The organism is Devosia sp. (genome assembly GCF_017307565.1).
In the GTDB taxonomy this organism is placed as follows: Bacteria; Pseudomonadota; Alphaproteobacteria; order Rhizobiales; family Devosiaceae; genus Devosia.
This window is the reverse complement of record NZ_JAFKHD010000400.1, coordinates 1-15,142: the sequence shown is the minus strand read 5'-3', so window position 1 is coordinate 15,142 and position 15,142 is coordinate 1. Positions and strand designations below refer to the sequence as shown.

Sequence of the window (15,142 nt, the reverse complement as noted above, 5' to 3'; positions counted from 1 at the left end):
ATAAGCCATGCGCGCCTCCTGTGCCCTGGGCGCGGTGTAGCGTTTCGGGGCGCGGGAGAACAGCCCAATTGGGCGCCGATCGGTTCGGCAATTGGGATTAGTTCGGGAGTTTGCCTTTCAGGCTTTGCTTGACCTTGAAATAGTCCGGCCAGGGGTCTTCTGCCCCGGCGCGGGCGGCGGCCGTCTCGAGTGAGAAGAGATTGGCCGATTTCAGGGTTTTGACTTCATCCCACGAGACGGGCACGGCGACCGGGGCGCCTTCGCGCGAGCGCACGGACCACGGGCAGATGGCGGTGGAGCCGCGTTCGTTGCGCAGATAGTCGATGAAGAGCCTGCCCTTGCGCTGGGCCTTGGAGAGATTGGCGGTGAAACGCTCGGGTTCGTCGTCGGCAAGGGACTGGGCAAAGCTCTTGCTGAAGGCTTTGACGTCGGGCCATTCCACATCGGGCTTGAGCGGCACGATGACGTGGATGCCCTTGCCGCCTGTGACCATGGGAAAACTCTGCAGCTTCATCGCCTTGAGTTTCTCGCCGATGTCGTGGGCGGCGCTGCGGACGGCGGCAAAATCGAGGCCTTCATCGGGGTCTATGTCGAAAACCACGCGATCGGGATTTTCGACGCTCTGGCGGCGCGATCCCCAGATGTGCCATTCGAGCGCGTTCATCTGCGTACCGGCGATGATGCCGGCAAGGTCGGTGACGTAAAAGTAGTTCTGTTTGTCGCCATCCTTCTCGATGATCTGGGTGGACTTGATCTCGTCGGGAAAGCCGCCGGTATCGTGCTTCTGGAAGAAGCAGGCCTTATCGCGGCCCTGCGGGCAGCGCACGAGGCTGAGGGGACGGTCCTTGATATGGGGCAGCATGACCTCGGCCACCGCTTCGTAATAGGAAACGAGATCGGACTTGGTGATGTCCGCTTCGGGAAAGACGACGCGGCCGGGAGAGGTGAGGCGGACGCCGAGGCGTTCGGCGACCTCTTCGCCGTCATGGTCGAGGGGCTGTGCCTTTTCCATCTGGACCTCCCTGGCGGGTTTGTCGCCGCGCAGCCCGATAAAGCTCGGATGGCGCAGGATGTCGTCTTCGGTGAACTCAGTATAGGCGATTTCGGCGACGAGCTCGGGCGTGACCCAATGGACGTCGCGGGCGCGCTCCTTGGGCACGGCTTCGAAGGGGCTGGTTTTTCGCGCGAGCCCGGCGAGCCTCTGGTCGAGTTCGGTGAGCAGATCCTGCGAAAAGCCGGTGCCGACGCGGCCGCGATAGAGCAGCTTTTTGCCCTCCCAGCTGCCGAGGAGCAGGGAGGCAAAACCGCGGCGTTTGGTTGAGGGGGACCAGCCGCCGATGACGAACTCCTGGCGCTTCAGGCATTTGATCTTGAGCCAGCTGCGCGTGCGCTCGCCGCGATAGGGGGCGGTGGCCGCCTTGGCGACAACGCCTTCATGGCCATCGCGGCAGAGGGCATCGAGCACCTTCTGGCCATTGCCGCGGACATGGGAGGAATATTGCACCGGGTCATGACGGGCGGCCGTCTTGAGAAGTTTTTCGAGGCGCGTCTTGCGCTCGATGAGCGGGAGTTTGGTGAGGTCCTTGCCCTCGGCTTCGAGGAGGTCGAAGGCGAAATATTCGAGCCTGCCGCCATCGGAGAGGGCATTCTTGAGAGTGGAGAAATCGGTGCGGCCCTTGGCGTCGAAGGCGCAGATTTCACCATCGATCAGGGCCGAGGCGATTTTCAGCTTTTGCATTGGCTCGATGAGGGCACCGAACTGTTCGGTCCAGTCGAGGCCATTGCGGGTGAAGAGGCGGACGCTGTCACCGGCGACGGCCGCAAGGCAGCGATAGCCGTCATATTTCATCTCGAAGAGCCAGTCCTCGCCGGCGGGAACACTATCGACGAGGGTGGCGAGTTGCACCGGGCGGAAGGCGGGCGTTTTGCCCTTTTGGGCTTTGGCGAGACTGCGGGTTTTCTGGCCGGCCTTCTCAGCCTTCTCGGGGTCAGGGTGCCAGACGGCGTCGTCCTTGACCGTGCTGTCCTTGGTGGCGGGGGCGCCGCTGGCGATCTGCTTGAAATCGCGGCCGGTGGCGACCGAGCGGGTGAAGCGGGTGGTCAGCGTATCCTTGTCGCGGGCGTAGGAATCCCGGTGCTTTATCAGCAGCCAGTTTTCGCGCGGCGGGCCGGCGCGGCGCCTGGTGTCGCGGCCCTTCATATGCACCAGCACATATTCGCCTTTGAGGCGCTCGCCGAAGATGAGCATCTTGAGGTCGCCGTTTTCGATGGCCTCGTGCGGATCGCCGATCGGCTCCCAGGTGCCGCGATCCCAGAGCATGACGGTGCCGCCGCCATATTCGCCTTCGGGAATGGTGCCCTCGAAGGTGCCGTATTCGAGGGGATGATCTTCGACGCGCACGGCGAGGCGCTTGTCCTCGGGATTGTTCGACGGGCCTTTGGTGACGGCCCAGCTCTTGAGCACGCCTTCGAGTTCGATGCGGAAGTCATAGTGGAGGCGCGTCGCGTCGTGTTTCTGGATCAGGAAGCTGCCGCGTGGCGATTTTTGGCCGGCGGGACTATCGCCGGAGGGCTCCTGGGTTTTGGCGAAGTTGCGCTTGGATTTGTAGTCTTTGAGGAGGTCTGAGGGTTTCATGGTGATACCGTGGCTCCCGTCACCCCCTCCCGGCCTCCCCCATCAAGGGGGAGGTGAAGGGACAGTGATTGGCACCGGATGGTGCCACCGACGCGATGCGGCATCGCCGCCCTGATGTGGGAGGATGGGAGGAAACGCATGGCTCAGCTCGCCTTCTTGCGGGGCGCGGCCTTTTTCTTCGTGCCACCACCCTCAAGGCTCTCCTTCAGCGCAGCCATCAGATCGACGACGTTCGAGCCCGAGGGACGGGCCGGTTCTTCGTCTTCGTCGGCCGTGATCTTGCGGCCCTTATTCTTCATTTTGCGTTTGATGAGCTCGCGCAGAGCCGTCTGATAGTGGTCCTTGAAGGCGGTGGCTTCGAAGGGAGCGGTCTTCTTTTCGATCAGTGCTTCGGCAACCTCGAGCAGGTCGTCTTCGGCCTTCTTCGAGGATATTTGTGAGAAGAAGGGATCGGCTTTGCGGATCTCGTCTTCGTAGTGGAGCGTTTCGAGCAGGAGGCCGGTGCCGCTGGGCTTGATCGCGGCGAGATACTCTTTGCCGCGCATGGCCAATTGGCCGATGCCGACCTTCTGGGTCTTGCGCAGGGCATCGCGAATGACGCGGAAGGCGTCTTCTGCCAGCTCGTCCGTGGGCACGACGAAATAGGATTTGTCATAGTAGATCGGGTCGATCTCGCAGGCGCCGACGAACTGGGTGAGCTCGAGGGTGTTGCGGGTTTCGAGTTTCACCGCGTCGATCTCGTCGTCGGTGAGAAGGACATAGTCGCCCTTCTCATATTCAAAGCCCTTGATGATCTCGTCCTTGTCGACAGGGCCAACGCCGGCGACGACCTTCTCATAGTGGATGGGCTTGCCGGTCGGCTCGTGGATCTGACGGAAGCTGGGCTTGGCGCTGGTGCTGGCGGCGCTGAAAAGTTCGACGGGAATGGAGACCAGCGAGAGGCGGATCTGGCCCTTCCAGATTGGGCGGGAAGCAGGCATGGCGGGCATCCTGACAGGTTGGTTTTGCCCGATTCAACGCCGCCGCCGCGCTCGCGTTCCGGACGATAAAGCCCTGTTGACAATCGTCATGGCTCGGACAAAATTTGATCGACTGGTCAAATTTCTTGACCATGAGGAGAGTGGGGACGGGGACTATGGAATTCGGCATTACCTTCAAGGGGTTTATCGAGGCGGAGCGGGCCCGCTACCTGGTGCGCGCAGCGGAGTACGCGGGCTTCGATTATTGCTGGTTCTACGATTCCCACATTCTCTGGCGCGATTGCTATGCGGCGATCGCCATGTGCATGGAGCACACGACCAAGATGCGCTTCGGGCCGCTGGTGACCAATCCGGACGTGCGCGACTGGTCGGTGGCAGCGTCCATCTTTGGCTCGCTGAGCAAGCAGAGCGGCGGGCGGTTTGATCTGGCGGTGGGGCGCGGCGACTCCTCGATGCGCGTCATGGGCAAGAAGCCGGCAACCCTCTCGCGCGTGGCCGAGTTTATCGACAAGACCAAGGCCATGGTGCGCGGCGAGGAAGTGACCTATGGCGAAATCCCCGCGCCGGTGAAATTCCCCTGGGCCGTTGGCCACGAAATGCCGAGCTGGATTGCCGCCTATGGTCCCCTGGCGCTGAAGACAGCCGGCGAGCACGCCGATGGCGTGGTGCTGCAGATTGCCGATCCCGGGCTTTGCAAGTGGTTCACCGACCAGTGCATCGAGGCCGGACAGGCAGCGGGCAAGGATATGTCGAACTACCGCTCGATGGCGGCCGCGCCGGCCTATTTCGGCGACCGCAAGCGGGCGATCGAAAAGGTGAAGTGGTTCCCGGCCATGGTGGGCAACCATGTGGCCGATATCGTCGAGAAATATGGCACCGAAAGCGGAAAGGTGCCGCAGAGCCTGACGAGCTATATCGAAAAGCGCCGGGGCTATGACTATTCCAAGCATGGCCAGGCGGATAACCCGTTCCTCGATTTTATCACCGACGATGTGGTCGAGAGTTTCTGCGTGCTGGGTGAGCCTGATGAGCATGTCGCGAAAATCCGCGACCTCGAGGCTTCTGGTGTGACGCAGTTCAATATCTATCTTGATAGCGGTGATGAGGAGGAAATCATCGCCAACTATGGGCGGCATGTGATCCCGGCGTTTCGCTGAGGCGGCCCGCACGCCCGGCGTCATTGCCGCGAAAGCGGCAGGCCCGGTGCACGAAACAGAGATCCCCGCTTTCGCGGGGGGGACACCTAGATAGTTGGTACATCCGGGAGGAGACCAAAACTATGCGCTTCGGGTACAAGGCTTCGGCGGAGCAATTTGGGCCGAGCAAGCTGATGCAGTTCGCCATTGAGGCGGAAGAGGGCGGGTTCGATTCCGTCTTTGTCAGCGATCACTTTCAGCCCTGGAAGCATACGGACGGGCACGCGCCGTTTGCGCCGGCCTGGATGGCTGCGGTGCTGGCGCGGACCGAGCGGATCATTCTGGGCACCTCGGTGCTGACGCCGACGTTCCGGCTGCATCCATCTGTGGTGGCCCATGCTTTCGGGACTCTGGGGGCGATGTTCCCCGGCCGCGTCATTCTCGGCGTCGGGACGGGGGAGGGGCTCAATGAAGTGCCCGCCACCGGTATCGAATGGCCGGAACTGAAGGAGCGCTCGGCGCGGCTGCGCGAGGCGATCAAACTGATCCGGCAGCTCTGGAGCGAGGATCGGGTCAGCTTCGAGGGCCAGTATTACAAGACTGTCAACGCCACGATCTATGATCGGCCTGACGAGATGGTGCCGATCTACATCGCCGCCGGCGGGCCGCTGAACGCCAAATTTGCCGGGCGCGAGGGCGATGGGTTCATCTGCACCTCGGGCAAGGGCGCCTCGCTCTATGTCGACGAACTGCTGCCCAACGTGGCGGTGGGCCGGCAGGAATCGGCGCGGGCGGGAAAGCCGTTCGAGCGGATGATCGAGGTAAAAGTCTCGTTCGATACAGATCCGGAGCGGGCGCTCGAAGACACGCGGAACTGGGCGGCGCTGTCGCTTTCGGCGGAGGAAAAGCACTCGGTGCAGGATGCCGAGGAAATGGAAAAGCTCGCCGCGGCTCTACCGATCGAGCGCGTCGCCAAGCGCTGGATCGTGTCGAGTGATCCCGATGAGCATGTGGCCGAGATCAAGACCTATATAGACTATGGGTTCGACCATCTGGTGTTTCACGCGCCGGGTACGGACCAGAGCCGGTTCCTGGCGCTCTACGCCAAGGAAATCCTGCCGCGCCTCAAGGCGCTGGGCTGAAGGAGAACGCAATGGTGGTGCCGACATTCAACGTTTGGGGCGTCACCGGCATTCCGGAGATTTCTCGCGGCGATGACCTCGTGGCCGTGATCGCCGATGCGATTGCCGGCATGGGGCCGGAACACGCGCTTGGCAACGGCGATATTCTGGTCGTGACCAGCAAGATCGTTTCCAAGGCCGAGGGCCGGCAGGTGCCGGCGGCGGATCGTGAAAAGGCCATTGCCGATGACACGGTGCGCGTTGTGGCCGAACGGGTGCATCCGGGCGGGGTGACGCGGATTGTCGAGACCAAGCAGGGCATGATCATGGCGGCGGCCGGGCTCGACATGTCCAATGTGCCCGAGGGGTTTGCGCTGAAACTGCCGGAGGACCCGGATCGCTCGGCGCGCATGCTCTGCGAGGGGCTGCGCGCGCGTTTCGGGGTTGAGCTTGGCGTTGTCGTGACCGACACCGTGGGCCGGCCTTGGCGGGTGGGGCAGACCGATCTCGCCATCGGCGCGGCTGGGCTGCAATTGACCGACGATCTGCGCGGGGCCAATGACGCCAATGGACGGCCGCTGCATGTGACCATGGCCGTGGTGGCGGATGAACTGGCCGGGGCGGGGGATCTGGTGAAAGGCAAGACTTCGGGGATTCCCGTTGCCGTTGTGCGCGGCATGGGGCGGCTGGTGCAGGGGCTCGATGCGCCTGGGGCGCGCAGCCTCGTCAGGACCGGCGACGACGATATGTTCCGCTTTGGCTCGGCCGAGGCCTATCGGCTCGGCTATGAGGCCGCCATGGCGGAAATGAAGGCAAAGACCACATCGCAAGCACGCCCCAAGGGGCAGAAGCAGGACTGAACCATGCGTCATTCTCTTTCTCTTCTCGCCGTGCTCGCGGCGAGCGCCTTTGCCGTGCCTTCCTTTGCGACCGACTATCCGCTGTCGCTCGACAATTGCGGCTTTCCGCTGACGATCAAGGCGGCGCCGGAGCGCGCGGTGGCGATCAAGTCGACGGCCGCGGAATTGCTGCTGTCGCTGGGTCTGGGCGAACATATGGCGGGCGTCGCCTTCCTCGATGGTCCGCTGCCTCCGGCACTGGGCGGCACCGATATTCCCGTGCTGTCCGAAAAACTGCCGTCGCAGGAAGTGGTTTTGGAAACCGAGCCAGACTTCGTCTATGGCGGCTGGGAGAGCAATTTTGCTGCGGACGGGGCCGGCGAGCGGCAGACGCTGGAACAGCTCGGGGTCAATTCCTATGTGGCGCCGGCTGCCTGTCGGTCGGTCAAACCGGCCAAGCTCAGCTTTGACATGCTCTTTGGCGAGATCGCCGAAATGGGTCAGATCTTCAATGTCGAAGACAAGGCTGCGGCCCTGATCGCCGAGCAGAAGGCGGCGCTCGGCAGTGTGGCGCCGGACAAGCGCGACCTGACGGCGGTGTGGTATTCCTCGGGCACCAAGACGCCCTATGTGGGCGCGGGCAGCAATGCGCCGGCCATGATCATGGAAGCGCTGGGGCTGAAGAATATTTTCGCCGGCGTCGATGAAGGCTGGACCTCAGCCAGCTGGGAAGCCATCGTTGATGCCAATCCCGATGTGATCGTGCTGGTGGATGCGGCGTGGAACTCGGCCGAGGCGAAGAAGAAACTGCTGGCGGAGAACCCGATTACGTCCAAGCTCGATGCGGTGATCAACCAGCGCTATCTGGTGCTGCCATTCCCGGCGTCGGAAGCCGGGGTGCGCAATGTGCCTGCGGTGGTGGATATGGCGACGCAGTTGGCTGGGTTGAGTTTTTGATGGCGGCATCGGGGCTCACGCCACCGCCCAACCTCCCCGCGCGCCGATTGACCAGATCGCTCAACGTCACCGCATTTCTCGCCCTCTGGCTGCTGCTCATCGCCAGTGCGACGATCGCCGTGACCTTCGGGCCGGCCGATATCACGCCGACGGAAGTGTGGGCGACGATCCTCCATCATCTCGGCCTCGTGCCGGAAAGTCCGGTGTCGCGGTTGCGGGATGCCATCGTCTGGGATCTCAGGCTGCCGCGCGTATTCGCGGCCATGGGGGTGGGCGCGGCGCTGGCGCTGGCGGGGGCGGTGATGCAGGCGCTGACGCGCAATCCGCTGGCTGATCCCTATCTGCTGGGGCTTTCTTCCGGGGCGGCCTTTGGTGCGGTGACGCTGGTGGTGCTCGGTTTTGCGCTGCTGGTGCCGGTGGGGGCTTTCTTCGGTTCGCTGGTGGCTTTGGCGCTGGCGCTGCTGATTGCGCATCTGTTGGGTGGGGCGACGCCGGTGCGGGCTATTCTGGCCGGCATTTCCATTTCGGCGCTGGCCTCGGCCATGACATCCTTCATCATCTTCTGGTCGGCGACGGGGGATTCGTATCGGGAAATCCTCTCCTGGCTGATGGGGTCGCTGAGCGGATCGAGCTGGCTCGATGCGGGGCTGGTTGGCCTTGCGCTACTGATTTGTGCGCCGGTCATGCTGGCTTCGGCGCGGGGGCTCGATGCCTTTGCCTTTGGCGAAAAGTCGGCCGCGAGCCTTGGCGTTGACGTGTCCCGATTGCGCTGGGTGTTGCTCTCGGCTTCGGCGCTCCTGACGGGTGTGATGGTGGCGATTGGCGGGGCCATCGGCTTTGTCGGGCTCGTGGTGCCGCACGCGGTGCGGCTGGCGGTGGGGTCGCGCCATGGGCGGCTCTTGCCGCTCTCCATGCTGGCGGGCGCGATCTTCATGCTCTGGGCCGATACCATTGCCCGGACCCTCTTCGATCCGCGCGAGTTGCCGGTGGGTATCGTCACCGCGCTGGTCGGCGCGCCGGCATTCCTTTTGATCCTCATGCGGTTCCGGAAGGTGACATGACGGCGGGGCTCACACTCAGCGACGTGCATCTGCGCCGGGGCGGCAAGCCGATCGTGTCGGGCGCAGGGCTCACCGCGCCGGCCGGCAAGGTGACGGGGCTGGTGGGGCCGAACGGGGCAGGTAAATCGACCCTGATCGGCGGTATTGTCGGGCTTGAGCGGCTTGAGGCCGGGGCTGTGAGCTTTGAGGGTAGCGACCTCGCGGCCCTGGGGCGCCGTGAGCGGGCGCGGGTCTGCGCCTATGTCGAGCAATCCGCCAGCACCGAGGAGCGCCTCAGCGTTCGCGATGTCGTGGCGCTGGGGCGCATTCCGCATGGCTCGCTCTGGACCGCCGGAGCGGAGCCCGACGACAACGCGGTGGTGGGGGCAGCGCTGGAGCGGGTGGGCATGAGCGCCTTTGCGGCGCGGGCTTTTAACACGCTGTCGGGGGGCGAGCAGCAGCGCGTGCACATTGCCCGGGCGCTGGCGCAGCAGCCGCGACTGCTGGTGCTGGACGAGCCGACAAGCCATCTCGATATCCGCGCGCAATTGCAGGTGCTGGCTCTGCTGGCCGAGGAGGCGAGCGCAGGAGGCACGGTCTTGCTGGCGCTGCACGACCTCAACCTGGCGCTGCGCTTCTGCGATTGGCTGGTGGTGATGCATGAGGGGCAGGTGGCGGCCGAAGGGCTGCCGGCCGAGGTGCTGACGGAAGGCCTGCTGGCGCGGGTCTATGGCGTCATGGCGCGGCTGGTGCCGGGGCCGGATGGACCGATCATTGCCTATCAAGGCATTGCCTAGCCTCGGATTTACATCCCGTTCAGCATTCGGCGGGATGTGTATGGGGCGTAACTGATCGGTAATGGCGGGCTCTCTAGGGTGAATCCGCAATTTTCCGGATCCTCGCTGTGCTCGCCGTTCTCGATTTCTTCTTTAAAGGCCACGACCTCGTGTTTGTGGCTCTGGCTGCTGCTGTTTGTCTGTTGTCGGCCTATGCCTGTGTGAGCTTGTTGCGACATGCCAAACGGATGGAGAAGCGGGCGCGGTTGATCTGGACGACGATCTCTGCGCTTTCTGTGGGGCTTGGCATCTGGTCGACCCACTTCGTCGCCATGTTGGCCTTCCGTCCGGGCTATCCACTTCAATACGACATTCTGCTCACCGCCACCTCGCTGCTGCTGGCCATCGCCGTTTGTGGCGCTGGCCTCTCCATGGCCATTCGCGCAACCGGCAGGGCAGACCGCTTCCTTGGTGGTGCAGTGGTGGGCGTCGGCATTTCGACCATGCACTATGTTGGCATCGCCGCCCTGCTGCTTGATGGACAACTGGTCTGGAACGGGCAGCTGGTGGGTGTGTCGATCATTGCTGGTATCGTGCTGTCGGGTCTGGCAGTCGTCGTTGCCATGGGCGCCGGCCGCCGGCGGCTTTTGAGTGGCGCGGGCCTGCTGACCCTTGCCATCTGTGCCATGCACTTTACTGCCATGGGCGCTTCCGATTTCAGCAATTGCATGCCGCTCGTTCATGATGGCCTCGAAATCGATGGCGGTGTGATGTCGGTGATCGTGGCCCTGATCACGCTCGTGATCCTCAGCGCGGCGCTGGGAAGCATCGTGCTCGATGAGGCAGATCGCCGGCGTACCGAGCGCGAGGAACTGCGGCAGAAGGCGGATGCGGAACGCCTCGCCATGGTCAGCCAGAAGCTCGAACTGGCCCTGACCCATATGGGGCAGGGGCTGGCACTGTTTTCCGAAGAAGGCCGGGTGTTGCTGCACAACGAGCGTCTGCTCGAATTGCTCGGCTTGCGCCCTGAAGTGCGGCTCGAGGGCCTGACCCTCGCCGATATCTGCGTAGCAGCCATGAACAGCTCCAGGATCGAGCCCGCCAAACGCCATGTCATGGCGAAGGAGTTGGCCGAACAGCACCAGCTGCTCGCAGCGCAGGGCGGTCAGGTGGTGCACACCTTCGACGACGAACGTTTTCTGCGTGTACAGCACAATCCAATCGGCGATGGTCGCTGGGTGACGCTGATGGAGGATATTTCGGACAGCAAGCGCAGCGAGGCCGCCATTGCACACCTCGCCAAGCACGACACGTTGACCGGTCTGCCCAATCGAGCCCGGTTTGATGAGGTTTTCAGCGGTGCGCTGGCCGATGCGGAAGGCAATGGCACCCAGGTGGGTGTGGTCGCTATCGACCTCGACAACTTCAAGGACATCAATGACACCTATGGGCACGCCACGGGCGATCAGGTCTTGCGGGTGCTGTCCGAGCGCTTGAGCGGCGCGCTGCGGCCGGGTGAGGTCGTCGCACGCCTCGGCGGAGACGAGTTCGTCGCCATCAAGCAGTTTTCGGTGATCGAAAGCATGCGCGATTTCCTTGAGCGGATTGAGGGCGCGATCTTCGGATCAGTGCATTATCAGGACGTGATGGTAGCCACGAGCGGCAGCATCGGCGTTGCCATCTATCCCCAGGACGGCACTGAAAACTCGAAACTGCTCAGCAATGCCGACCTGGCGCTCTACCGGGCCAAGGCCGAGTTCGAGACGCGCGTCTGTTACTATGAGAGCGAAATGGACGAGCATGCGCGCCAGCGTCGTGCCATGGCCAACGATCTCTGGCTGGCACTCGAGCAAGACGGCTTCTCGCTCGTGTACCAGGTGCAGCGGTCGGTTTCGACCGGCGCGGTGACTGGCTATGAGGTGCTGCTGCGCTGGCATCGTCCGGGCTATGGCACGGTCTCTCCGGCAGAGTTCATTCCGGTGGCAGAGGAGTGCGGCGCCATCAACGCCATCGGCGCCTGGGTGCTCAAGACCGCCTGTATGGAGGCGGCCGCCTGGCCCGAGCAGCACAAGATCGCCGTCAATGTCTCTGGCCTGCAGCTGGCGCAGGTGGAGCTGGTCGACCTCGTCAAGATGGTACTGGAGCAGTCGGGCCTCGCGCCGGAACGGCTGGAGCTGGAAGTCACCGAGACGGCCATCATCACCGACAAGAAGCGGGCACTGAGCATTTTGCGCCGGATACGCGAACTTGGCGTCTCTATCGCTATCGACGACTTCGGCACGGGCTACTCGTCCCTTGCGACCCTGCGCAGCTTCCCATTCGACAAGATCAAGCTGGATCGCTCCTTCATGAACGAGGTGGAGCAATCCGACGAGTCCAAGGCCATTGTGCGGGCCATTCTGGCGCTTGGAAGAAGCCTGTCGGTGCCTGTGCTGGCCGAAGGCGTGGAGACAATCGAGCAGTTGCATGTGCTGCAGGCGGAAGGTTGCAACGAAGCGCAGGGTTTCCTGCTCGGACGTCCAGCGGTGATGGATTGGTCGGAAGAGGCCGAACGTTCGATCGCCTGAGGGCGGCAAGCCACCACGCTTGGCCGGACAAAGGCCTGCGGTAAACGACACTCTGAAATAGACAAAGGGCGCCACCAGGGCGCCCTTTGCTTTCGTTGGGATCGTCAGGATCAGAACGGGCTGTTCGGATCGAGGAACTCGGCTGCGTTGTCCTTGGTGATCAGGGTCGAGTCGAGGATGTAGCGACCGGCAACCTGGATGCCGCCGGTGAAGTGCGACGTCGTCAGCTCGATGGCCGTGGCGATCATGGCCGGGCTGTAGCTGACATCGACCGGGGTCAGCGTCGAGCCATCGGCAACGGCCTGCAGGATCTGCTGCATGCCGGCGCCGCCGACGATGAACATGTCCTTGTCACGGCCTGCCTGCTTGATGGCTTCGATAGCGCCGAGTGCGATGTCGTCGTCCTGTGCCCAGACGCCCTTGATGTCGGGGAAGCGGGTCAGGAAGTCCTGCATCACCTTGAAGCCGTCATCGCGGTTCCAGTTGGCGAACTCGTCGTCGAGAACCTTGATATTGCTGCCTTCGATGCCGGCAACGAAAGCGTCGAAACGCTGCTGGTCGATCGGGATCGGCAGGCCGCGCAGGATGACGATATTGCCGCCATCGGGAAGAGCCTGCTTGAAGTACTCGGCCGAGTTGGCACCAAGGCCCGGATTGTCGCCGGCAACGTAGAGGTTTTCGACGCCGGCGATGGAGAGCTGGCGGTCAACGACGGTGACGAACTTGCCGGCGTCCTTGACGTGCTTGATGGCCGAGGTCATCGCGTCCGGATCGCCCGGCAGGATGACAAGGGCGTCGATGCCGCGAGTGGACACCATGTCTTCGATGTCGGCGATCTGCTTTGGCGCGTCAGGGGCCGAAGCAAAGACGAACTCGACATTGGGGTAGGTCCCCTTGAGGCGCGTGATGGCCTGCTGGGCGAAGTAGTTGACGCCACCGGTCCAGCCATGGTCGGCCGCCGGCACGGAGACGCCGATTGTCACCTTGTCCTGGGCGACGACTGCGCCCGTGAGGCTGCCGGCGATAACAGCCGATGCCAGAAGGGATTTCACCAGTTTCATTCTTGTAGTCCTCCCGAAATGCCCGTTTTGGGCGATGTAAATTGCTACTCGCTAGTTCGTGCGGCGGCCGCGTTGCAGCAGCACGGCGAGAATGATGATGACGCCCTGGAAGGCCCCATTGAGGTAGGGGCTGATCAGGCTCTGAAGATTGAGGATATTGCCGATGAGGCCGAGGATGACGACGCCGACGACTGTTCCCCAGACGCGGCCATAACCGCCCTTGAGAGTGGTGCCGCCGATGATCACGCCGGCGATGGCTTCGAGTTCCCAAAGAACGCCCGTGGTGCTGGAGGCTGAGCCCAAACGCGGCACGTAGAGCAGCACGGCGACACCGACCAGAACACCCTGCAGGATATAGGTCAGGAGCCGGACGTTCTCGACATTGATCGAGGAATAGCGGGCGACCTGCTCGTTGGAGCCGATGGCGGCGCAATAGCGGCCGAAGGCGGTGTAGCGCATGACCACTTCGCCGCCGATGGCAACGAGCGCGAAGACGATGATCGGCCACGGCACGCCCAGAAGGCCGCCATAGTAGACCGGACGATAGACGTCAGCGACCTGGAAATTGAGCGATAGCGTGCCGCCATCGGCAAGGAAGGTCACGAGCGAGCGGAAAATGCCCATGGTGCCGAGGGTGACGATGAAGGCTTCGATGCGTCCCCGGGTAATCATGGTGCCGTTAAAGACGCCCGCCACACCGCCGAGAAGAAGGCCCGCGGCCATGCCGGCGATAACAACGCCCCAGCCGATACCCATGGTGGGGATCAGCCAGTTCATCACCATGATCATGACCCCGGCAATAACGGCAGCCATTGAGCCAACGGAGAGATCGAGCCCGCCAGCGGTGATGACGAAGGTGGCACCGATGGCGATGATGCCGATGAAGCTCGAGCGTGCGAGCACGTTGGTCAGGTTATTGTAGCTCAGGAAATTCTCGTTGAGCGAGATTCCGAGCACGACGAGAAGGGCGAGGGCCAGGAGCGGCCCGACCGTCTTGAGGTCGAGGCGAAACCCACGCTTGGGTTTTGCCGAAATATCAGGCGCTGATACGCTCATCGTTTCCACTTTGCTTGATGCCCGCGGCGTACCGCATGATTTCTGCTTCAGTAATTTCGGCGCCTTCGAGCACGCCCGTGAGGCGGCCTTCGCGCATCACCACCACCCGGTGGCTGAGGCCGATCACTTCCTGCATTTCCGAGGAGATAAGGATGATCGATTTTCCTTCGGCGGCGAGGGCCGCGATGATGTGATAGATCTGCTGCTTGGTGCCGACATCGATGCCGCGGGTCGGCTCATCCATGATGATGATGTCCGGCTCGCTCTCCATGGTCTTGCCCAGCATGAGTTTTTGCTGGTTGCCGCCGGAAAGGCGGCCAACGGCCACGGAGGCGTCGCGAGCACGGATATCGAAGCGGCGCACGGCGCGCTCGAGGGCGCGATCTTCGCTGGAGCTGTCGAGGAAACCGGCCTTGATATGCTTGTTCAGCGTCAGCAGAGTGAGGTTGGGCCGAAGGCCCATGTTGAGGAGGAGGCCCTTCCCCTTGCGATCCTTGGTCATGTACGCAAGGCCCGAGTCCACGGACTGCGCGACCTGGGTGAAATTGACCGGCTTGCCGTCGAGCGTGATATCGCCCGATGTGCGGTGGCTGAGACCGACGATGGCTTCGGCGACGGCCGTGCGGCCGGAGCCGATGAGGCCGGCAAAGCCGAGGATTTCGCCGCGCCTGAGATCGAACGAGATGTCTTTGACGCCCTTGGCGACGAGATTGCGCACGCCGAGCACGACTGGCGCGTCGACATCCGGCTCCTGCTTGGGCGGATAGAGATTGGAGAGTTCGCGGCCGACCATCATCTGGGCGATGGCGTCGGGGGTCAGCGCCTCGGTGCCGACAGTGGCGATGAGCTGGCCGTCGCGGAGGACTGTGACGCGGTCGGCCAGTTCCATGATCTCGTCAAGCTTGTGCGAGATGAAGATGACGGAGACACCGCGGGCGGTGAGGCGGCGGATCTGTTCGAAAAGAGTCTGGGTT

12 protein-coding genes are annotated in these 15,142 nt (G+C 63.0%); 7 read left to right on the top strand and 5 right to left on the bottom strand.

Annotated features, from left to right (window positions below; all coding sequences use genetic code 11):
* Positions 1 to 97: 97 nt before the first annotated feature.
* Positions 98 to 2,635, bottom strand: coding sequence for a DNA ligase D (gene ligD, locus J0I64_RS15955; protein ID WP_291409997.1), 2,538 nt, complete (start codon positions 2,633 to 2,635; stop codon positions 98 to 100).
* Between the two features lie 143 nt (positions 2,636 to 2,778).
* Complete coding sequence (locus J0I64_RS15950; protein ID WP_291409993.1) at positions 2,779 to 3,615, bottom strand: Ku protein; 837 nt, start codon at positions 3,613 to 3,615, stop codon at positions 2,779 to 2,781.
* Between the two features lie 155 nt (positions 3,616 to 3,770).
* Between J0I64_RS15950 and J0I64_RS15945 the strand changes: the two genes are divergently transcribed.
* From J0I64_RS15945 to J0I64_RS15915, 7 genes are all read left to right on the top strand, one after another.
* Positions 3,771 to 4,772: a TIGR03842 family LLM class F420-dependent oxidoreductase gene (locus tag J0I64_RS15945; RefSeq protein ID WP_291409992.1), complete on the top strand. Its 1,002-nt coding sequence runs from the start codon at positions 3,771 to 3,773 to the stop codon at positions 4,770 to 4,772.
* A gap of 122 nt (positions 4,773 to 4,894) precedes the next feature.
* Positions 4,895 to 5,893 (top strand): glucose-6-phosphate dehydrogenase (coenzyme-F420), encoded by a 999-nt coding sequence (gene fgd / locus J0I64_RS15940; RefSeq protein ID WP_291409987.1) that lies wholly within the window; start codon positions 4,895 to 4,897, stop codon positions 5,891 to 5,893.
* Positions 5,894 to 5,904: 11 nt separating this feature from the next.
* A complete protein-coding gene (gene cofE, locus J0I64_RS15935; RefSeq protein ID WP_291409985.1) occupies positions 5,905 to 6,732 on the top strand; it encodes a coenzyme F420-0:L-glutamate ligase in 828 nt (275 codons plus the stop codon).
* 3 nt (positions 6,733 to 6,735) lie between these two features.
* A complete protein-coding gene (locus J0I64_RS15930) occupies positions 6,736 to 7,668 on the top strand; it encodes a putative F420-0 ABC transporter substrate-binding protein (protein WP_291409983.1) in 933 nt (310 codons plus the stop codon).
* 47 nt (positions 7,669 to 7,715) lie between these two features.
* Positions 7,716 to 8,729, top strand: coding sequence for a putative F420-0 ABC transporter permease subunit (locus J0I64_RS15925; protein ID WP_291409982.1), 1,014 nt, complete (start codon positions 7,716 to 7,718; stop codon positions 8,727 to 8,729).
* The gene (locus tag J0I64_RS15920; RefSeq protein WP_291409981.1) at positions 8,726 to 9,505 is read left to right on the top strand and encodes an ATP-binding cassette domain-containing protein; all 780 of its coding nucleotides are present in this window, start codon (positions 8,726 to 8,728) and stop codon (positions 9,503 to 9,505) included. Before J0I64_RS15925 ends, J0I64_RS15920 begins: the two co-directional genes overlap by 4 nt.
* 107 nt (positions 9,506 to 9,612) lie before the next feature.
* Complete coding sequence (locus tag J0I64_RS15915; RefSeq protein WP_291409980.1) at positions 9,613 to 12,051, top strand: EAL domain-containing protein; 2,439 nt, start codon at positions 9,613 to 9,615, stop codon at positions 12,049 to 12,051.
* A gap of 110 nt (positions 12,052 to 12,161) precedes the next feature.
* Here the strand turns inward: J0I64_RS15915 and J0I64_RS15910 are convergent, their stop codons facing one another.
* The 3 genes from J0I64_RS15910 to J0I64_RS15900 all read right to left on the bottom strand — a co-directional run.
* On the bottom strand, positions 12,162 to 13,112 hold the full coding sequence (locus J0I64_RS15910; RefSeq protein WP_291409979.1) for a substrate-binding domain-containing protein: 951 nt from the start codon (positions 13,110 to 13,112) through the stop codon (positions 12,162 to 12,164).
* A 51-nt stretch (positions 13,113 to 13,163) separates the two neighbouring features.
* Positions 13,164 to 14,168: an ABC transporter permease gene (locus J0I64_RS15905; protein WP_291409978.1), complete on the bottom strand. Its 1,005-nt coding sequence runs from the start codon at positions 14,166 to 14,168 to the stop codon at positions 13,164 to 13,166.
* A partial coding sequence (locus J0I64_RS15900) for a sugar ABC transporter ATP-binding protein (protein WP_291409977.1) occupies positions 14,149 to 15,142 on the bottom strand: 994 nt, incomplete at its 5' end. The genes J0I64_RS15905 and J0I64_RS15900, both read right to left, overlap by 20 nt.